Source organism: Hydrogenovibrio thermophilus, assembly GCF_004028275.1.
GTDB lineage: Bacteria > Pseudomonadota > Gammaproteobacteria > Thiomicrospirales > Thiomicrospiraceae > Hydrogenovibrio > Hydrogenovibrio thermophilus.
In genome coordinates, this window is sequence record NZ_CP035033.1 from 1802084 (window position 1) to 1821867 (window position 19784).

The 19784-nt window shown below is 51.2% G+C and carries 15 protein-coding genes and 1 tRNA gene; 7 read left to right on the forward strand and 9 right to left on the reverse strand.

The genetic code is table 11. The features are described from left to right. Positions 1–112: 112 nt before the first annotated feature. Positions 113–1132 carry a GGDEF domain-containing protein gene (locus EPV75_RS08475; RefSeq protein ID WP_029938464.1) on the reverse strand — a complete coding sequence of 340 codons (1020 nt, stop codon included), beginning with the start codon at positions 1130–1132 and terminating at the stop codon, positions 113–115. Positions 1133–1189: 57 nt separating this feature from the next. After that, on the reverse strand, positions 1190–2566 hold the full coding sequence (mpl, locus tag EPV75_RS08480) for a UDP-N-acetylmuramate:L-alanyl-gamma-D-glutamyl-meso-diaminopimelate ligase (protein ID WP_128385096.1): 1377 nt from the start codon (positions 2564–2566) through the stop codon (positions 1190–1192). Positions 2567–2736: 170 nt separating this feature from the next. Between mpl and rnd the strand changes: the two genes are divergently transcribed. The 5 genes from rnd (at position 2737) to EPV75_RS08505 (ending at position 8710) form a co-directional block, all read left to right on the forward strand. After that, a complete protein-coding gene (rnd, locus tag EPV75_RS08485) occupies positions 2737–3885 on the forward strand; it encodes a ribonuclease D (RefSeq protein WP_128385097.1) in 1149 nt (382 codons plus the stop codon). 57 nt (positions 3886–3942) lie between these two features. Continuing rightward, positions 3943–5217, forward strand: coding sequence for a 6-phosphofructokinase (locus EPV75_RS08490; protein ID WP_128385098.1), 1275 nt, complete (start codon positions 3943–3945; stop codon positions 5215–5217). A gap of 120 nt (positions 5218–5337) precedes the next feature. Then, entirely contained in the window at positions 5338–6171 is an 834-nt protein-coding gene (locus EPV75_RS08495; RefSeq protein WP_128385099.1) for a mechanosensitive ion channel family protein, read from the forward strand. A gap of 49 nt (positions 6172–6220) precedes the next feature. Further along, positions 6221–6958: a DUF481 domain-containing protein gene (locus tag EPV75_RS08500; RefSeq protein WP_128385100.1), complete on the forward strand. Its 738-nt coding sequence runs from the start codon at positions 6221–6223 to the stop codon at positions 6956–6958. Positions 6959–7135: 177 nt separating this feature from the next. Then, positions 7136–8710 (forward strand): GGDEF domain-containing protein, encoded by a 1575-nt coding sequence (locus EPV75_RS08505; RefSeq protein WP_128385101.1) that lies wholly within the window; start codon positions 7136–7138, stop codon positions 8708–8710. A 76-nt stretch (positions 8711–8786) separates the two neighbouring features. Here EPV75_RS08505 and EPV75_RS08510 read toward each other — a convergent pair. From EPV75_RS08510 to EPV75_RS08540, 7 genes are all read right to left on the reverse strand, one after another. Continuing rightward, positions 8787–8879 (reverse strand) — tRNA-Ser (locus EPV75_RS08510). Between the two features lie 120 nt (positions 8880–8999). Next, the gene (csrA, locus tag EPV75_RS08515; RefSeq protein ID WP_029938471.1) at positions 9000–9221 is read right to left on the reverse strand and encodes a carbon storage regulator CsrA; all 222 of its coding nucleotides are present in this window, start codon (positions 9219–9221) and stop codon (positions 9000–9002) included. 169 nt (positions 9222–9390) lie between these two features. Then, positions 9391–10617, reverse strand: coding sequence for an aspartate kinase (locus tag EPV75_RS08520; RefSeq protein WP_029938472.1), 1227 nt, complete (start codon positions 10615–10617; stop codon positions 9391–9393). Positions 10618–10991: 374 nt separating this feature from the next. After that, on the reverse strand, positions 10992–13586 hold the full coding sequence (gene alaS / locus EPV75_RS08525; protein WP_128385102.1) for an alanine--tRNA ligase: 2595 nt from the start codon (positions 13584–13586) through the stop codon (positions 10992–10994). Positions 13587–13788: 202 nt separating this feature from the next. Further along, a complete protein-coding gene (locus EPV75_RS08530) occupies positions 13789–14274 on the reverse strand; it encodes a regulatory protein RecX (protein ID WP_225972297.1) in 486 nt (161 codons plus the stop codon). 25 nt (positions 14275–14299) lie between these two features. Beyond that, positions 14300–15337 carry a recombinase RecA gene (gene recA, locus EPV75_RS08535; RefSeq protein WP_128385103.1) on the reverse strand — a complete coding sequence of 346 codons (1038 nt, stop codon included), beginning with the start codon at positions 15335–15337 and terminating at the stop codon, positions 14300–14302. A 256-nt stretch (positions 15338–15593) separates the two neighbouring features. Continuing rightward, on the reverse strand, positions 15594–16094 hold the full coding sequence (locus EPV75_RS08540; protein ID WP_128385104.1) for a CinA family protein: 501 nt from the start codon (positions 16092–16094) through the stop codon (positions 15594–15596). A gap of 186 nt (positions 16095–16280) precedes the next feature. Between EPV75_RS08540 and mutS the strand changes: the two genes are divergently transcribed. Both mutS and EPV75_RS08550 read left to right on the forward strand, forming a co-directional pair. Continuing rightward, on the forward strand, positions 16281–18902 hold the full coding sequence (mutS, locus tag EPV75_RS08545) for a DNA mismatch repair protein MutS (RefSeq protein WP_128385105.1): 2622 nt from the start codon (positions 16281–16283) through the stop codon (positions 18900–18902). A gap of 6 nt (positions 18903–18908) precedes the next feature. Continuing rightward, complete coding sequence (locus tag EPV75_RS08550) at positions 18909–19772, forward strand: tetratricopeptide repeat protein (protein ID WP_192893973.1); 864 nt, start codon at positions 18909–18911, stop codon at positions 19770–19772. The last annotated feature ends 12 nt before the right edge of the window (positions 19773–19784 follow it).

Below are 19784 nucleotides of genomic sequence, written 5' to 3' on the forward strand. Positions count from 1 at the left end.
TTTTTGAGTCATTTCTTACGGCGTGGCACCACAGCCCAGACAATCACCAAGACCAGCAGCAACAGTAACCCGACCTCCAGTAACGCCCACATCACGTCGCGCGCCTCCTCGGCTACTCTTCAATCTTGACGACGGAACCGTGTTTGCCATCGCTCACCTGCGCCAAACCGGTAGAAATTTTCCGGTCGATGGTTTCGATATCGTCGTACACCGCAACCTTGACGATCACGGCGTTCAATTCGATGTTCTTGATTTCCTGTTGCTTGTCTTTCACCACCAGTTTTTTGCTGTTGACCACTTTACGGATGGTTTCGATGTAATCGGGAATCTGGTGAATCGGAAAAGATGCCGGAGGGAAGACCGCAAATTCATCTTCCTGTAACCGCATCATCTGCCAACTTTCTTCAGTTTCTGACTGGATGATTTTCACTACCAAGCGGATGATGCTGTCGCCCAGCAACCAAGAAAACTCCCGGTTATACGAATCCAGGTTCTTGATGTCGAAAACGATGAAATGACGTTTGGAAATGACGCCGGACATGGATTCTTTGAGGAACTGCCCCAACGTCTTTTTGAAATAACTTTTATCCGGCAATCCGGTTAGGAAATCGCGGCTCATGTTCTGCTCGATTTCGATGACTTCGTTCTGGACGTTTTCCAGCGATTTGACGTTCTTTTGCATCCATAAAGTGGTTTCCAACGAACTGGATTCGATGGTCTTCAGTTCCATGACCGCTTCGGACAGAATAATTTCGATGGCTTCGCGGGTTTCAGCGATGGTCAGACTTTCCCGCATGTCACCCAAGGTATTCTGGTGCGAACGCACGCTTTCCACGAAATCGTAGATTTTTTTCTTCAGGTCATTGGCTTTGTCGATGATTTGAGTGGTGTTGCGGTTAATGCCGAGACTTTCCCGGAAATGCTCCTTCAACACATACACTTCATACAGTTTTTCATAGGACGCGTCGGAGATTGGCTGTCCGGTCGACAGAAACGACTTCATCCGGGCAATCAAGGCTTTGTTCTCACCGAGATAATATAAAAACCAAATACTGAACGTGACCGGCGTCGGTTCGATATCGTTTTTGGTGAGATGTTCTATCGCCTTCCGCGCGACAATCTGATGATTCATACATTTTCTTCCCTTAGATTAACCCATGAACCAAAGCCGATAAAAACATCCGTGTTTTCAGGCTTCGACCCGCTCCGATAGTGCATCCAATAAACGGTGGTGAATCCCACCAAAACTGCCGTTGCTCATCACCACAACCCGGTCGCCCGGACGAAGCTCCGACACCAACCGTTCCAATAAAGTCTCATAAGATTCCTCAACCGTCACCGCGCAGTCAAAGGCGTCGGTCTCCAATCGCCATTGCCAAGCCGGGTCAATAAAGGCGTAAACCGCATCCGCTTGTGAAAAGGCTTTTGGCAAGGTCGAGCGGTGAATTCCCATTCGCATGGTATTGGAGCGCGGTTCAAATACCGCAATTAAGCGACCGTTTTGACCTTCAGCTTGCATTTGCGCTCGCGCGCCGTCCAACGTAGTCGCGATGGCCGTCGGATGATGGGCGAAATCGTCATACACCGCAATGCCTTTCGCCTCACCCAAATGCGTCATGCGGCGTCGAACCCCCGCAAATCGGCTCAAAGCCTCGACACACTCGGTCACCGGCACACCGCAATGACGGGCGGCGGCAATCGCACTCAAACCGTTCTGTACATTATGCCGCCCGGTCATGCCCCAGCGCACTTCGCCGCAGGACTCGCCCTGGAAAAACACCTCGAACACCGAGCCATCGGCTTCTTTCAATTCATAATGCCAATCGGCTTGAGAACCGCTTTCGCCCTGCGATTCCAGTGGCGTCCAGTATCCTTGCGCCAAGACATCGTCAATCGCGACCTCGGCCTTGGGGTGGATAATCATGCCGTTCCCCGGCACCGTTCGTACCAAATGATGAAACTGTTTCTGAATGGCGGCCAGGTTATCGAAGATATCGGCGTGATCGAATTCCAGGTTATTCAGCACACAGGTTCTTGGATGGTAATGCACGAACTTGGAGCGCTTATCGAAAAACGCCGTGTCGTATTCATCCGCCTCGACCACAAAAAACGGTGCATCGCCCAAACGCGCGGACACCCCGAAATTTTCCGGCACGCCGCCGATTAAAAACCCGGGCGCCAAACCGGCATCGTCCAAAATCCAGGCCACCATCGAAGCGGTTGTGGTCTTGCCGTGAGTCCCGGCGACGGCCACCACCCAACGGTCTTTCAGAATATTTTCCGCCAGCCACTGCGGGCCGGACGTATAGAATTGCTGTGCATTGAGCGTTTGTTCCACCGCAGGGTGACCGCGGCTCAAAGCGTTTCCGATGACCACCGTCTCCGGCTCGCGGGCGAGAAAATTGTCGTCGTAATTGGAGACATCAATGCCGGCCTGCTCCAATTGCGTGCTCATCGGCGGGTAAATGGCCTGATCCGAACCGGAAACATCGAACCCCATGCTTTTTGCCAGCTGGGCGATTCCACCCATGAAGGTTCCGGCAATACCTAAAATATGAACTTTCAAGTACACTCCCTGTCGAATGCCAGCTTGAAAGACTGCACCCCTAAACAGCTTAACGGCCGTAGGAGTAAATTTTTTAACAATCTTTGCGGCATTTGGTTATCTTATTGAAGATTTCTGAAAAAGCAATGCTTTTGCTTGCCGAACGACAAACAACCTCTTAAACTGAATTTATGACCTATACATTTATTGATACCCAGGCGGATTTATCGGCTTTCTGCAAGCTTATCGAAGCCGACGGCTGGTTCGCCATCGACACGGAATTCGTGCGTACCGATACCTATTTCCCGAAACTGTGCTTGATTCAAATCCAAAGCCGTTCCGGTCACGCCGCCATCATCGACCCGATGGCATTCGACGCACTCGAACCGTTGTGGCAATTACTGGAGAACCCGAACATCCGAAAGGTCTTCCACTCCGCCCGTCAGGACATCGAAGTATTGTATCAAGTTTCCGGCCGGATGCCGGAGGCGATTTACGACACCCAAATCGCCGGTGTTTTTCTCGGATTCGGCGACCTGGCAGGCCTGGCCAAAGTCATTAAAGCCGAACTCGATATCGAACTGGAAAAAGACCAGACCCGAACCGATTGGAGCCGACGCCCACTGACCGATAAGCAACTGGAATACGCCATCAACGACGTGCGTTATCTGGCCCCGTTATACGAGCGCTATCTCGACAAGCTCACCGAGGCGCAACAAGCGGCCTTAACCGAAGACTTCGAAGCCCTGTTGAATGAGGACCTCTACCGCCTCGCCCCGGAAAACGCCGCCGACAAAATCAAAGCGGTGCAAAAACTGCCGCGCAAAGCCCAGGCCATCGCCTACCGTTTAGCCGAATGGCGCGAACTCTACGCCATCAATCATAACAAACCCAAACGTTGGGTGCTGTCCGACGATGCGCTCGTCGCCATTGCCAAACGCCCACCGAAAGCACGCGAAGCTCTGTATAAAGTGCCGAACATCAAGTCGTCTTCGGTGAAAAATTTCGGTGACGAATGGATTGAAATCATCGATGAGGTGTTTGCCAATCCGGACGCCTGGCCTGAAACGGCCAACAAACCGGCTCCAGCCACGCCCCAAGAAGATATTTTCATCAATATTGGTTTTGCGTTATTGCAACAAGTGGCTCAGGATTACCACATTAACCCACCGAATATTGCCGGAAAAACGGATTTGCTCCACCTGATTCGCCATCCGGACAACACCCTTTCCGGGTGGCGTCACGCCTTATTTGGTCAGCCATTTACCGACTTTTTAAACAGCAAAGGCGGCTTGGCCGTTGAGGATAACCGCCTCATTCAAAAAACTTTCATCCCATAAATTGCACTATATCTCTTATAATCATTTCATATCAAAAATGTGAAAGGATCGCAGTCTATGTCGCACCCGAGAAATGTCATTTACGCACAAGCCGGCGGGGTTACGGCCGTCATTAACGCCAGTGCCGCAGGTGTCATCGAAATGGTGAAACGTCACCCGGAAAAATTCGGTAAAGTCTATGCCGCCATCAACGGCATCGTCGGCGTATTGGAAGAGCGATTGACCGATGCTTCGCGCTTCAGCGAAGACACATTGGACCGTCTAAAAACCCAACCCGGAGCCGCTTTCCAGGCTTGTCGCTTCGACCTCGACAGCATTGATGAAAACCCGGGGCAATACCAACGGGTGCTGGAAGTGTTCCGAACCTACGACATCGGCTACTTTTTTTACAACGGCGGCAATGGTTCCATGGTCACGGCGCAAAAAGTGGCCGATTACTGTTCGGCCCACGGCCATCCGGTCACATGCATTGGTGTGGCAAAAACCATCGACAACGACCTCGCATTGTCACATTGCAGTCCGGGGTTCGGCAGTGCCGCTAAATACATTGCCACCAGCTTGCTGGAAGCAACGATGGACCTGTTTTCAATGCATAATACGTCCACCAAGTTCTTTGCGCTGGAAGCCATGGGCCGTAATGTCGGCTGGTTGACCATCGCCGGCGGACTCATCAAAACCGCCATGCCGGACGTCCCCTTACTGATTCTGCCCGCTGAACGCCCTTTCGAACGCAACAAATTCCTGGAACGTGTCCAGCACCTGATCGACAGCAAAGGCTACTGCGTTTGCATCGTTTCCGAAGGCTTGATGGATCCGGACGGCCATTACATATCCATCGAAAACGTTGAACACACTCACAACAACGATTACACCCAACTGGGCGGTGTGGCCCACACCTTATCCGGCCTGGTAGCCAACACCTTCAATTGCAAAACCCACAGTGCCGTACCCGATTATTTGCAGCGTTCCGCCAGTCACCAAGTGTCGCAAACCGACTGGGAGATGGCTTACCGAGCCGGCAAAGCGGCGGTACAAGCCGCGCTGGATGGACAACACGGCGTCTTGCCGGTAATTGAAGTCATCGACACCCAACCTCTGGTGTGGCGTTACAAAAACGTCGACTTATTTGAAGTCGCCGATTTGGAAAAATGCGTCCCGGACGAGTTTCTCACCAAAGATGGTATGGACATCACCCCCGCCGCCATTGATTATTTGTTACCCCTCATCAAAGGCGAACGTCCTATCCAATATCGAAACGGACTGCCGGATATTTACCCGATGCATTTTGACTTGGTCGAACAACAACTCCCCAAATACAAAGCCGTCAAATAAACAAACCGAGAAATTGACCAGGCCTGGTCAATTTCAACCAAAAACCGTCACGATTCTTTTAAAATAGCGCCCGTTGCACTTTTATAAAAACAAGATTCATTTTTATCAGGAAGCAAATTTATGGACTTCTCAAGCATTGACTTAAAAAGCCTATGGGAAACCTATGGCATTGAATGGGGCACGAATATCGTTCTGGCATTGATTATCTTCATTGTCGGACGCTGGGCCTCTAAACTGATTTCCGGTATTGTTCAACGTCTACTCAAACGCGGCAAAATGGATGACATGCTGATTAATTTCATCATGTCCATTCTAAACGCCGTCCTGCTACTGTTCATCATCATTGCCTCCTTGAGCCAATTAGGTATCGACACCACTTCTTTGGTCGCCTTAATCGGTGCCGCCGGTTTGGCCATCGGCCTGGCCTTGAAGGACTCTTTGCAAAACTTTGCTTCCGGTGTCATGCTGATTTTATTCAAACCATTCAAAGTCGGCAATTTCGTGGAAGCCGCCGGCACTTCGGGTGTCGTCGAAAGCGTAGGCATTTTCAGCTCCACTTTCCGCACCGGCGACAACCGTGAAGTCATTATTCCGAATGGCAATATCTATAAAGGCACCATCACCAACTACTCGGCCCGTGAAACCCGCCGTGTTGATATGGTGTTCGGCATTGGTTACGACGACGACATTAAGCAAGCCAAACAAATTCTGACGGATTTAATTGAATCCGACGAACGCGTCTTGCAAGACCCGGCTCCGACCATCGCCGTCTCCGAACTGGCCGACTCCAGCATCAACTTCGTGGTGCGTCCTTGGGTTCAATCCGGCGACTATTGGGGCTTGAAGTGGGATATGAACGAAAAGGTCAAACACGCCTTCGACGAAGCCGGTATCGGCATCCCTTATCCGCAAATGGATGTACACCTGCATTCTCAGGAAACCGACTCCAAATAACGATTTCATCTAAGAATTAAGCATTAAAAGTATTAAAGGTAGTAAAGAAATGACAAAACAAACCCTCGCACTCCTAACCCTTTCATCACTGTTTGCGGGCAGCCAGGTCATGGCCGCTGAAACGAAGACCGACAAGGGTCTGCACGGTTCCGGTGAAGCCGGTTATTCCGAAACCACCGGTAACACCAATACACAAGCCATTTACGCTTCCTTGAAGCTGGATTACACCCAGGAGATGTACAAGCTAAAAGGCAAAATCGACGCCTCCAACAAAAAAGAAGACGGCAACCGCACCGAAGAACGTTATGTGGGCGACCTGCAAGGCAACCTGTATTTCTCCGACTACCAAAAAGCATACGGCTTCGGGCAGTTCCGCGCAGAAAACAACCGCTTCGAAGACATCGAACTGAACACCTACACCCTGGTCGGTCTGGGTTACAACTTCATTAAAGAACAGGACTTGGTTCTAACGGGTGAAGCCGGTATCGGTAACCAAACCCAGGATTACACCAAAGACAGTGGTGAGAAAGACTTTTCACAGTTGATTGGAAAGCTTTACGGCAACTTCGAATACGGCTTCAACGCCAACGTCCGCTTCTTGCAGAACCTGACGGTCTTCACCGGTGAAAAGCAAACCAAATACGAAAGCAACACCGGCCTGAAAGTCAAACTCAACGGTAATCTTAACCTGAAACTCAACTACCAATACCGTCACAACGACAACCCGGCCACCGGCAAGAAAAAAGACGACACCGAAACAATGTTAACCTTGATGTACGACTTCTAAATCGCTCATCGCTGAAAATAAAAAAACCGGGACTTTCCCGGTTTTTTTATGTCTTCATAATCACCATCCAACCAGAGTTGAAACAAACTCTATGAAATATATTTTGTATTACCTTACAAATTACTCTAGTATTAAGAACAAGCGATATAAACAAATCCTATAGACAAAGACCAGAAAATGAATCCGCCTTCCGTTAAGCGCTTGTTCTCCTTTTTCCTTTTGATGACGTTAAGCGCTTCAATCTTCGCTTCCGAAACCGTTAAAGTGCAATTGCGCTGGCTGCACCAATTTCAGTTCGCCGGCTACTATATCGCGTTGGAAAAAGGCTATTACGCCGAACAAGGTTTGAATGTCGAATTGATCGCCGGCGGGCCGCACGCCCTGAAACCGATTGATGATGTCTTAAGCGGCAAAGTCGATTACGCCATCACCGGTTCCGGCGTCGTCATCGACCGAATGGAAGGCAAACCGGTGGTGGCTTTGGCTGCCATTATGCAGACCTCTCCGATTGTGTGGATTACCTTAAAATCCTCCCATATCCGCAGCCCACATGATATGGCCGGACGCAAACTGCTCATCATGCCACCGCCGGAAAGCGCCGAATTATTAACCATGCTGGAAAGCGAAGGCATCCCCCGAGAAAAACTCAACATCCAAAACACCAGCTACCGCATTGAAGACCTGATTGACGGCAAAGCCGACGCCTATGATGGCTACATCTCCAACGAGCCCTATTACCTCACCCAGAAAGGCGTCGACTACAATATCATCAACCCCAGAGACTACGGCATCAACTTTTACAGCGATGTGCTCATTACCAGCGAACAAAAAGTGAAAAACAACCCGGAACAGGTCAGCCGCTTTATTAACGCCACTTTACAGGGTTGGGAATATGCCCTAAAACACATCGACGAAACCATCCAACTCATCCATCAAAAATACGCTCCGCAAAAGACACTTGACCACCTGCAATTTGAAGCCCAAACCCTCAAAAAACTCATCATGCCCGAGCTGGTTCAAATCGGCCACATGAACCCGGGCCGTTGGCAGTTTATCGTCGACAGCTACCGTCAATTAAACATGACCGCCGCCGACACCGATTTGGACGGCTTCCTGTTCAAGGAACATCAAAAAACCGACTACACCTTGGCGCTTAAAATCGCGTTGGCCAGTGCCATACTTTTATTGATTGCAGGCCTGGTCATTATCAAGTTTCATAAGTTATCGCTTGAGCTGAAAAAAACAAACCGGCAGCTGGAGGAGTTGACCGTCATCGATCAACTCACACAAGTCAAAAACCGCCGTGGATTACTGGAAAAATCGGCCTATGTGCTCAGCCAAGCGCGCCGAAATGGCTCGTCCTGCAGTTTTCTGATGCTCGACATCGATAACTTCAAACGCATCAACGACAATTATGGTCACCCGGCCGGTGACGCCGCTTTAATCAACTTGGCTAAAATCATTTCAACGAACCGACGAAAGCATGACATCGTTGCTCGTCTTGGAGGCGAAGAATTCGCGATATTGTTGGTGGATACCAATTTGGACGAAGCGGAAAGCGTTGCACAGCAAATTCTAAAAGACATCCAGAATTCGGTCATTCAATGCCCAAATAGCCGGACCGAGTTTTCCATCACCGCCAGCATCGGCATTGCCTTAGCCGAAGGCGAACTGGAAATCTTCTGGCATAAAGCCGACCAGGCTCTTTACCATGCTAAGTCAAACGGACGTAATCAAATTTCCATCGCTTAACAGCGTAGCGACACCATCAGATACAGATGTATGGACCGAAAATAAAGCGTCTAAAAGGAATTTAAATAAAGGAAAATGGCGGTGAAAGAGGGATTCGAACCCTCGATGGAGCTACAAACCCCATACTCCCTTAGCAGGGGAGCGCCTTCAGCCTCTCGGCCATTTCACCGTATCGATTTGGATTAAAAGAACTTTAATCCTGCTGTTTGTGGCGCGTATGATACCTTGATTTAAGGTGCTTGTAAACAGAGTTTGGCGGATTGACGTCAATTTTTTAAATGCGTTCGAATCACTCTGCGGCCGCAATCTTGGCTTCGACAACCGGCGCGGCTTCCGACGGCTTTTCCTGAACGTCTTTTTCTTTGAGCAGCAATTCTTCGCGCTGGATTTGAACTTCTTTCGGCGCTTCAATTCCCAGACGCACCTGGCCACTTTTCAAGCCCACCACAGTCAGTTTGATGTTATCGCCAATGATGAGTGTTTCTCCAACACGTCGTGTTAATACCAGCATGACTCAATCCCTTTGTTATGCATGTTTCAAAGGGTATAGTTTAAACTTATTAAACCCCAAATTCTATTTATATTTCTTATCACTATGATAAACCCAGACTAATAAAGTTTACTTATTTCAAGCAATAAAAAACCCGGATAAACCGGGTTTCTTTAAAACAAACACTGGATTACTTATCCAGTTCAAAAGCGGCATGTAGCGCCTGAACCGCTTCCTCCAAATATTCCTCACCAATCACCACCGAAATTTTGATTTCCGTGGTTCCGATCATTTGGATATTGATGTCATGATCCGCCAGGGTTTTAAACATGGTGCTGGCGATACCGGAATGCGACTTCATGCCAACTCCGACCATCGACAATTTCGCGATGGTATCATCACAGATAATCTCGCGTGCGCCCAATTCCATCGCATGCTTTTCCAACACCTGTTTGGCGGCATGCAAGTCGCCGCGTGCCACGGTAAAGGTGAAATCGGTGGTGCCATCGACACTCTGGTTTTGGATAATCATATCGATTTCGATATTGGCATCGGAAATCGGCCCCAAAATCTGGAAGGCCACGCCCGGCTTGTCCGGCACGCCCAACACCATCAATTTCGCTTCATCACGGCTGAAGGCAATGCCGGATATTAAAGGTTTTTCCATATCTAAATCCTCAAAATCTTCTTCCGAGATGAGAAGAGTCCCACCCCCTTCTTTCATAGACGACAAGACGCGCAACGGCACTTTATATTTGCTGGCGAATTCCACCGAGCGAATCTGCAACACCTTCGCGCCCAAACTGGCGAGTTCCAACATTTCATCGAAGGTGACCACATCCAACCGTTTGGCTTCCGGGACCACTCGCGGGTCGGTGGTGTAAACCCCATCCACATCGGTGTAAATCTGGCACTCATCCGCCTGCAAAGCCGCGGCCAGGGCCACAGCCGTGGTATCGGAACCGCCGCGCCCCAGCGTCGTAATATCGCCGTCCGGTGTCACACCTTGAAAACCGGCAACCACAACGACCTTACCTTGATTCAATTGCGACTTGATCTTATCGGAGTCGATTTCCTCGATACGCGCCTTGGAATGAATGTCGTTGGTCATAATCGGCACTTGCCAGCCGGTATAGGAAACGGCATCGTAACCATTCTGCTGCAACGCCATGCTCAGCAACGCAATGGTGACCTGCTCCCCCGTTGTCAGCAACACGTCCATTTCCCGACGGGAAGGCTGCTCTTGAATTTCATGTGCCAGCGCGGTCAGCCGGTTTGTTTCTCCACTCATAGCGGAGACCGCAACAACGACCTGATGCCCTTCGTCCACGAATTTCGCGACTTTTTTCGCGACATTCTGGATACGCTCGACATTCCCGACCGACGTCCCACCATATTTTTGAACAATTAATGCCATGTATGATTTTGCCTTCTTAACGAAACCATGTTCTGCCTACCTTACCGCCGTAAATCATCGTGCCTCAAGTCAAAAAACCGCACAGGGCAAAACGCCATGTGCGGTTAGTCTTGAAGGTTTCGGTCGCTTATCGAACGATTCGGATAGGATTGTTGATTGAAACCAAGGGTAACGGCGCCTTTGCCGTTTTCGACCAGGCCTGGCCGATACCAACCCGAATATTCCATAAATTTTCACTGACCTTACTTGCTCCTTGATGCCACAAGCCATATTTTCTCAGTCGGTCGTAATCGTCGATAGGACACTTCTTCGAAAATTGTCTTGTGAAACCAATGCTCAGCGCAATCTCAGCACAAATTTATAAAACACTCGGGTTAAGCTTTGCTCGCCACCCACTCTTTTACGGAAGCCAAGGCTTCCTTTAATTTGCTCGGATCTTTACCGCCGGCCTGTGCCATATCCGGACGCCCGCCGCCTTTACCGCCGACTTGTTGCGCCACGTGATTCACCAATTCGCCGGCTTTCCATTGCGACGTCAGGGCTTTACTCACGCCCGCCACCAAACTGACTTTTTCGCCGTCCACGGCGGCCAAAACAATGGCGGCCGGTTCCAGTTTATCTTTCAGCTTATCCAGCGTTTCACGTAAGGTATTGACATCGGCCCCTTCCAATTGAGCGGCCAAGACATTGACCTCACCCACCTTCTCGACGGCACTCGCCAAATCATCCCCTTGCGAAGAGGCCATTTTCGACTGCAACTGCTTCAACTGCTTTTCCAGTTCTTTCTGGTCGTTGACCAACTGCGTCACTTTCGCGTCGACTTGCGTCTTATCGGTTTTCAAATGCCCGGCGATGTTCAACAACACCTGTTCGGTATCGTAAATGGTTTGCCACGCCGCTTCTCCGGTCACCGCCTCGATACGACGCACACCGGAGGCAATGCCGCTTTCCGAGGTGATACGGAAAGGCCCGATTTCACCGGTTGAGTTGACGTGCGTACCGCCGCACAGCTCAATGGAGAAATCCCCCATATCGACGACGCGTACCACATCACCGTATTTTTCACCGAACAACGCCATGGCGCCTTTTGCCTTAGCCGCTTCGATGTCCATTTCTTCCATCTGCACGTCGGCGTTCAGCATAATGTTATGGTTCACCAAACGCTCGATTTCCAATAACTGTTCCGCGGAAATCGGTTCGAAATGCGAGAAGTCGAAACGCAGTCTTTCCGGTTGCACCAAAGAACCTTTTTGGCCAACGTGCGTGCCCAAGACTTGACGCAAGGCGGCGTGCAACAAATGCGTGGCCGAGTGATTGCGTTCCGAAGCACGGCGTGCCTTGGTGTCGATATGCGCGTGAATCGTTTGACCGACATTGATCGCGCCAGCCGTCACCTTACCGATGTGCAGGAAAGTGCCGCCCTGTTTCTGACAGCCATCCACATGGAAACTGTTCATGCCTTCGGTCAAGCTGCCTTGGTCGCCGACCTGACCGCCGGACTCGGCATAAAAAGGCGTCGTATCGAGAATCACGATGCCTTCCTGCCCTTCGGCCAAGCGCTCTACCGATTCCTGACCGGCGAAAATCGCCATGACCTTAGCATTGGCTTCGTCCTGATGGTAACCGGCAAATTCGGTCGGCTCGTTGTAATCGACTTTATGCTGGCCTTGCGAAGCAAAATTACTGGCCGAACGGGCACGGGCGCGCTGCGCTTCCATTTCTTTTTCAAACCCGGCTTCATCCACTGACAACTGGCGTTCACGCGCCACATCTGCGGTCAAATCCAACGGAAAACCATAAGTGTCATACAGCTTAAACGCCGTTGAACCACTGATGACCTTACCGTTCAATTGTGCAATATCGTCTTCCAGGATTTTCATGCCGTTTTCCAGAGTTTCGGCAAAACGCTCCTCTTCCAATTTCAAGGCACGCTCAACATTGGCCTGTTCTTTCACCAATTCTGGATAGGCTTCCCCCATCTGTTCGACCAAGGTCGGCACCAGACGATAGAAGAAAACGTCTTTTTGGCCCAGTTTGTAACCGTGGCGAATCGCGCGACGGATAATACGGCGCAACACATAACCGCGGCCTTCATTCGAGGGCAACACACCATCGACAATCATAAAAGCACAAGAACGGATATGGTCGGCAATCACGCGCAAGGAACTGTTGGTCAGGTCTTTTTCGCCGGTCAACTCGGCCGCTTTGGCAACAATCGCCTGGAACAAGTCGATGTCGTAGTTGTTGTGCACCTTCTGCATCACCGCCGCCAAGCGTTCCAAGCCCATACCAGTATCCACCGACGGCTTCGGTAATGGCGTCAAAGTGCCGTCTTCGGAACGGTCGAATTGCATGAACACCAGGTTCCAGATTTCAATGTAACGGTCACCGTCTTCATCCGGCGAGCCTGGAGGCCCACCGGCCACATCCGGACCGTGGTCATAGAAAATTTCCGAACAAGGTCCGCATGGCCCGGTGTCACCCATTGACCAGAAGTTGTCCTTGGCTCCGCAACGTGAGAAGCGCTCGGCACTGACGCCCATGTCTTTCAACCAGATGTCTTCCGCTTCCTGATCTTCTTCAAACACCGTGACCCAGAGTTTGTCTTCCGGTAACCCCAATTCTTCGGTCAGGAACTGCCAGGCATACTGAATGGCTTCGCGCTTGAAGTAATCGCCGAAACTGAAATTCCCCAGCATCTCAAAAAAGGTATGGTGGCGCGCGGTGTAACCGACGTTTTCCAGATCGTTATGCTTGCCCCCGGCACGGATACAGCGTTGCACGCTGGTCGCACGCGAGTAATCACGGGTTTCCTGGCCCAAAAAGGTTTCTTTGAACTGCACCATCCCGGCATTGGTGAACAACAATGTCGGATCGTTGCCGGGCACGACAGGGCTGGAGTGCACGGCGGTATGGCCTTGCTTTACAAAAAAGTCTAAAAACGCTTTTCTGAGTTCTGCGCTGGTCATATAAATAAAGTTCCTAAAAGTCAAAAATCGGGTCTAAAATTCAAGTTCCATTTCACACGCACCCGATGAGAGCCATTCCACAAACGCCGAGCGTCCTGCCCGGCTTGGGATTCATCTGTTCAAAGTGCCTGCTAGCCAGACGGTTCGTCTCGGCCGTATTATTATCGTGTTTATGTTTGATTGTCAGCTTGGGTTTACCATCTCAGGCATTGCGAAAAGCTTTCCAAATCTGGGATTGGGAAAAACCTCGCGACTGCAGAAAACGCATCCGCCGAGCCTGCTCTTTGGCCTGCGAGGGCTTGGCGGTGTCACCGTATTTTCGTTCCAACGCCGAAGCGGCAATGTCCGCCCAATCGGAATCGTCCATCGCCAGATACGCTTCTACTAAATCCTGTCGGTCAGTACGCATCTGCAAGGCCTGTTTGATTTTATAAGGCCCCTGCTCCTTCTCCATCGCCTGACGAACATAGGCTTCGACATAGCGCTCATCCGACAGCCAGCGCTGGTCTTCGCATTTATCCAACACAATATCGACCAGGCCTGGGTAATCTTCGGATTGCGGAAACTTCTGCGACAACTTGTACGCCAGCTCCTTACGGCCATGTTCTCGCTGCGATAACAAATACACCGCACGCGATTCCATTTCCTGAGCCAATATTTGAGCGTCGTCCGATTCCAACAGATTCATTCGTCGCTGAGCCTCCCGTCACCGTTCAGGCTTCGGCTTCATCCCCTTCCGAAGCCGATTTCGATGACGTCGGTTTCGGCATCAAACGCTCTTTCAATTCTTTTTGAAGGGTTTCGGAAATCTCTGGATTCTCTTTCAAGAACTGACGGACATTGTCTTTACCTTGGCCGATTTTTTGCCCTTCATAGCTGTACCAGGCACCGGCTTTCTCAATCAGTTTTTCCTTCACGCCCAAGTCGATGATTTCGCCTTCACGGGAAATCCCTTGGCCGTACAGAATATCAAATTCCACTTGCTTGAACGGCGGGGAAACCTTGTTTTTCACCACTTTCACGCGGGTCTCATTCCCCAAAATCTCTTCGCCTTTCTTAATCGCACCGATACGGCGAATGTCCAAACGCACCGACGAGTAGAATTTCAAGGCGTTACCACCAGTGGTGGTTTCCGGGTTACCGAACATCACGCCGATTTTCATACGAATCTGGTTGATGAAGATGACCAGCGTATTGGTACGTTTGATATTGGCGGTCAGCTTACGCAACGCCTGCGACATCAAACGGGCCTGCAAGCCCATGTGAGAATCCCCCATGTCACCTTCGATTTCCGCTTTCGGCGTCAAGGCCGCGACCGAATCGACAATCACAATATCGACGGCACCGGAACGCACCAAGGAATCGGTGATTTCCAAAGCCTGTTCACCTGTATCCGGTTGCGATACCAGCAGGTTATCGACGTCAACTCCCAACTTCTCGGCATAAATCGGATCCAAAGCGTGCTCGGCATCCACGAAAGCCGCGGTACCGCCCGCTTTTTGCATCTCGGCAATGGCATGCAACGTCAACGTGGTTTTACCGGAAGATTCCGGGCCGTAAATTTCAACAACCCGGCCACGCGGTAAACCACCGATTCCTAAGGCGATATCCAAGCCCAGAGAACCGGTCGAAACGGCGTCAATGTCACGCGCGACACCTTGGTCGCCCATGCGCATGATGGAGCCTTTACCAAATTGTTTTTCAATTTGTCCTAACGCCGCCTCGAGCGCTTTACGCTTATTCTCATCCATTAACATCACCGTTTTTTCGTTACATCCGATACCGAAGACCGCCAGGGCCGACTTCAGAACCATTCAAATTACATTAAAAAACCCTTGCTCCACTTTTTTCCGTAAACGCGGTTTTCGAAAAAAAACAAAGGCAAAGGTTGAAATTTTATTGGGGCATAATTATCCCATAATTCCGTGGATTTGACACCTTTTTTATCGGCTTTCGTCACCCGCGAGATTCATTGAAAAATCCATTAAAAATCGGGCACCTGAACGCTCAGTCTTCACTCAGCAGGCGCAGCACGCCTTGCAGGGCCTCGACCGTACAGGCCAGCCGAACCGCATTGCGATCACCGTCAAAATGGTACAGCTTGGAAATGATTTCGTCATGCCCTTGCATCGCCCAGGAAATCCACACCGTCCCCACCGGCTTATCCGGCGTGCCGCCACCCGGCCCGGCAATGCCACTACAGGCAATGCTGATGGCAGCGTGCGATTCCTGCAGAGCCCCAATGACCATTTCCTCGACACATTCCTGGCTCACCGCGCCCTTGTGCTGTAAGGTCACTTCCTTCACCCCCAGCATCTCATGTTTCGATTCATAGCTGTAGGTCACAAACGCCCGATCAAACCAGGCGGTACTGCCGGCCACACTGGTCAAGGCCTCGGCAATCAAACCACCGGTACAGGATTCCGCCGTCACGATCAACTTATCGTGCTGTTTCAGGGCGTCACCCACCTCGGCCACCAAGGATTCAAGGCTCGAACGGCTCATCATTAAAGGGCTCCTTATTGATAGAAAGTGTTTTATCGATTAGCATACCTTTTTTTACACATTTTTTACAGTGGCGACGCTGGCGAAATCTCACTTTCTGCCATTCACACATGGCATTTCCGCTAAAATATTCGCCCAACGAACCTCCTACGGAAACATCAACCAACCGGAACCGACCGCAAAACGACTATGGCCGAAAAAACCACCCACACTCCCATGATGCAACAATACCTGGCGGTTAAAGACGAGCACCCAGGCCATTTGCTGTTCTATCGCATGGGCGATTTTTACGAACTTTTTTATGACGATGCCGTCAAAGCCGCCGAGCTGCTGGAAATCACCCTCACCGCTCGCGGCAAATCGGGCGGCCAACCGATTCCGATGGCGGGGATTCCGCACCATTCTGCGGACGGCTATCTCGCCAAGCTGGTCAAACTCGGCGAGTCCGTCGCCATTTGCGAACAAATCGGCGACCCGGCGACATCCAAAGGTCCGGTCGAACGTAAGGTGGTGCGCATCATCACGCCGGGTACTCTGGTGGAAGACGCCCTGTTGGAAGATAAATCGGAAAACCTGTTGGCGGCCATTACCGAAGTCGACGGCGTCTACGGCTTGGCCTATCTGGATGTGGCCAGCGGCCGTTTCGAAGCCACCCAACTTGACGATGGCGTACAACTGGCCGCCGAAGTCGAGCGCCTGAAACCGGCGGAAATCATTTTGCCCGACGACCCGTTGCTGGAACAGAACCTGCCGGAAGCAGTTCAAAAACGCCCAGGCCTGGTGCGTTATCCGGCGTGGCACTTTGACGTCGATGCCTGCCGCAAACGCCTGACCGACCACTTCGGCACCCAGGACTTGGTGGCGTTCGGTTGTGAACAGCTACCGACCGTCATTGCCGCTACCGGTACCATTCTGCATTACGCTCGCGCCATGCTGCAAAGCGACTTAGAGCATGTGTTCAGCCTGCAAACCTACAGCACCGACGATGCTTTAGTGCTGGACGCCATGAGCCGACGCAATCTGGAACTGGACACCAACCTCAACGGCGGCAAACACCATACACTATTTTCGATTCTCGATAATGCCACCACCGCCATGGGCAGTCGCTTGATGAACCGCTGGCTGAATCAGCCGTTGCGCAATCGCGACATCCTCAACGCCCGTCTGGACGCCATCGAGGATTTGATTGCGCAGCACAGCACCGACGATTTCCACCAGGTTTTGAAGCCTATCGGGGATTTGGAACGTATTCTGAGCCGGGTCTCGCTTTATTCCGCCCGCCCCCGCGATTTGTTGCACCTTGGCCGTTCCCTCAACCAGTTGCCGGAACTGCAAGCCTTACTGGCGAATCAAGCCGCCGAAAAATGGCAACACATCGCCCAGCGCCTTGGCGAATATCCGGAACTGGCCGCACAACTGGATAAAGCGCTGGTGGAAAATCCGCCCATGGTCATGCGTGATGGCGGCGTTTTCGACGAAGGTTACGACGCCGAACTCGACGAACTGCGCAACTTGAAAAACGAAGCCGGAGATTATCTGCTGGCACTGGAAGAACGTGAAAAAGAACGCACCGGTATTCAAACCCTGAAAGTCGGTTACAACCGCGTACACGGCTATTACATCGAAGTCAGCAAACAACAGTCCGACAAGGTACCGGCCGATTACGTCCGCCGCCAAACCCTGAAAGCTCAGGAACGTTACATCACACCGGAACTGAAAGGCTTTGAAGACAAGGTCCTCAGTGCCAACGAAAAAGCCCTGGCTCGTGAAAAATGGCTATACCAGCAATTATTGGAGCGCCTCAACGAGGACTTGAAACCCTTGCAACAAACCGCCGCCGCATTGGCGGAAACCGATGTGCTCAATGCGCTGGCCCGTCAGGCCATGGCCCTGAATTTAACCCGCCCGGTTCTGACCGACGAACCCGGATTGGATATTCAACAAGGTCGCCATTTGACGGTCGAAGCCTTGTCCGACCAACCATTCATTCCCAACGATACCTGTTTCGACGACGCCCGTCGCCTGCAGATCATCACCGGACCGAACATGGGCGGTAAATCCACCTTCATGCGCCAGACCGCGTTGATTGCCATCATGGCCTACATGGGCAGTTTCGTCCCGGCGGAATCGGCGACCTTAGGACCCATCGACCGCATTTTCACCCGCATCGGGGCGTCGGATGACCTGACGTCCGGGCGTTCGACCTTTATGGTGGAAATGACCGAAACCGCCAATATCCTACACCACGCTACGCCGGAATCCTTGATTCTGATGGACGAAGTCGGCCGTGGCACCTCCACTTTCGACGGCTTGGCACTGGCTTGGGCCATTGCCGAGCAAATGGCGCAAAGCATTCAGGGCTACTGCTTGTTCGCGACCCATTATTTCGAGTTGACCACCTTGGCGGAACAGTTCAACAACACCATTAACATTCACCTGAACGCCATTGAACATCAGGACAAAATCGTCTTTATGCATCAGGTGCAGGAAGGTCCGGCATCACAAAGTTACGGCTTGCAAGTCGCCGCTCTGGCCGGAGTGCCGAATGAGGTGATTCGAAAAGCGAAAACCCACCTGCATCGCCTGGAAAATCAAACCGCGGCGCAGAGCGGGCAGTCGGTCACCGCCTCTGGTGCAGATGAAACGCCCGTGCAACAGTTCGACCTGTTTGCGGCCGGACCGGCCAACCCGAAAGAAATCGAAGCCTTGCTGGACGAGCTGGGAGACTTGAAAGTCGACGACCTCACCCCCAGAAAAGCGCTGGATAAATTATATGAATTGACCGATATCGTAAAAGAGTTTCGAGGATAACCGATTATGGAAGCGATGATTATTGACGTCACCCAAGAAAATTTCAATGAAATGGTGGTAAACAACTCCATGCATGTGCCGGTGCTGGTGGACTTTTGGGCACCTTGGTGCGGCCCGTGTAAACAAGTGATGCCGATGCTGGAAAAATTGGCCAAAGACTTGGCCGGACAATTCATCCTGGCGAAAATCAATACCGAAGAACAGGAAGAGTTGGCGAACCATTTTCAAATTCGCAGCATTCCCAGCTTCAAGATTTTTCACCAAGGCCATGTGGTGGAAGAACTGCAAGGCGGCCAACCGTTATCCGCCTTCCAAGAAGCCCTGAAACCCTATCTAAAGCCGGACGTGTCCGAAGACCTGCGCGCTCAGGCGCAACAAGCCTTTGCCGAAGGCGATTACGACCGCGCCATGCAACTGCTGGGCCAGGCCTCACAAGCCAACCCCAATAACTATCGAATTCACCTCGACCTGGCGAAGATGTACTTTCAACGCGGCCATGTGGACGAGGCGAAGCAATTACTGGAAAAATTGCCGGACGAAGCCAAAGAGTCCGACGAAGGCAAATCCCTGCTAGCCCTGTTCAAGTTCAGCCAAATGGTGGCCGAAGCGCCGGACATCGAAACCGTGCAAAAAAACCTGCAAGCCAATCCGAACGACCCGGAAGCACTTTATCACCTGGCCGGTTACTTGATGCTGCACCAGCAAGTGGAAGAGGCCATGAACTGTTTATTGAAACTCTTCACCGTGGATCGCGACTTCCGCGACGGCATCGCCAAAACCACTCTGCTGGAAATTTTCGACCTGCTGCATAAAGAACACCCTCAGCTGGTCAACGCCTATCGCCGTAAACTGCAAAACCTACTGTTTTAAAGGCTAAACGAC

What these genes read in the sequence shown, in the direction of transcription:
- recA (WP_128385103.1), bottom strand. Translation starts at nt 15,337, where the DNA reads ATGGATGAGAATAAGCGTAAAGCGCTCGAGGCGGCGTTAGGACAAATT.
- EPV75_RS08495 (WP_128385099.1), top strand. Translation starts at nt 5,338, where the DNA reads ATGGACTTCTCAAGCATTGACTTAAAAAGCCTATGGGAAACCTATGGC.
- EPV75_RS08530 (WP_225972297.1), bottom strand. Translation starts at nt 14,274, where the DNA reads ATGAATCTGTTGGAATCGGACGACGCTCAAATATTGGCTCAGGAAATG.
- EPV75_RS08505 (WP_128385101.1), top strand. Translation starts at nt 7,136, where the DNA reads ATGAATCCGCCTTCCGTTAAGCGCTTGTTCTCCTTTTTCCTTTTGATG.
- EPV75_RS08540 (WP_128385104.1), bottom strand. Translation starts at nt 16,094, where the DNA reads ATGATGAGCCGTTCGAGCCTTGAATCCTTGGTGGCCGAGGTGGGTGAC.
- EPV75_RS08550 (WP_192893973.1), top strand. Translation starts at nt 18,909, where the DNA reads ATGGAAGCGATGATTATTGACGTCACCCAAGAAAATTTCAATGAAATG.
- EPV75_RS08475 (WP_029938464.1), bottom strand. Translation starts at nt 1,132, where the DNA reads ATGAATCATCAGATTGTCGCGCGGAAGGCGATAGAACATCTCACCAAA.
- EPV75_RS08490 (WP_128385098.1), top strand. Translation starts at nt 3,943, where the DNA reads ATGTCGCACCCGAGAAATGTCATTTACGCACAAGCCGGCGGGGTTACG.
- csrA (WP_029938471.1), bottom strand. Translation starts at nt 9,221, where the DNA reads ATGCTGGTATTAACACGACGTGTTGGAGAAACACTCATCATTGGCGAT.
- EPV75_RS08520 (WP_029938472.1), bottom strand. Translation starts at nt 10,617, where the DNA reads ATGGCATTAATTGTTCAAAAATATGGTGGGACGTCGGTCGGGAATGTC.
- rnd (WP_128385097.1), top strand. Translation starts at nt 2,737, where the DNA reads ATGACCTATACATTTATTGATACCCAGGCGGATTTATCGGCTTTCTGC.
- alaS (WP_128385102.1), bottom strand. Translation starts at nt 13,586, where the DNA reads ATGACCAGCGCAGAACTCAGAAAAGCGTTTTTAGACTTTTTTGTAAAG.
- mutS (WP_128385105.1), top strand. Translation starts at nt 16,281, where the DNA reads ATGGCCGAAAAAACCACCCACACTCCCATGATGCAACAATACCTGGCG.
- EPV75_RS08500 (WP_128385100.1), top strand. Translation starts at nt 6,221, where the DNA reads ATGACAAAACAAACCCTCGCACTCCTAACCCTTTCATCACTGTTTGCG.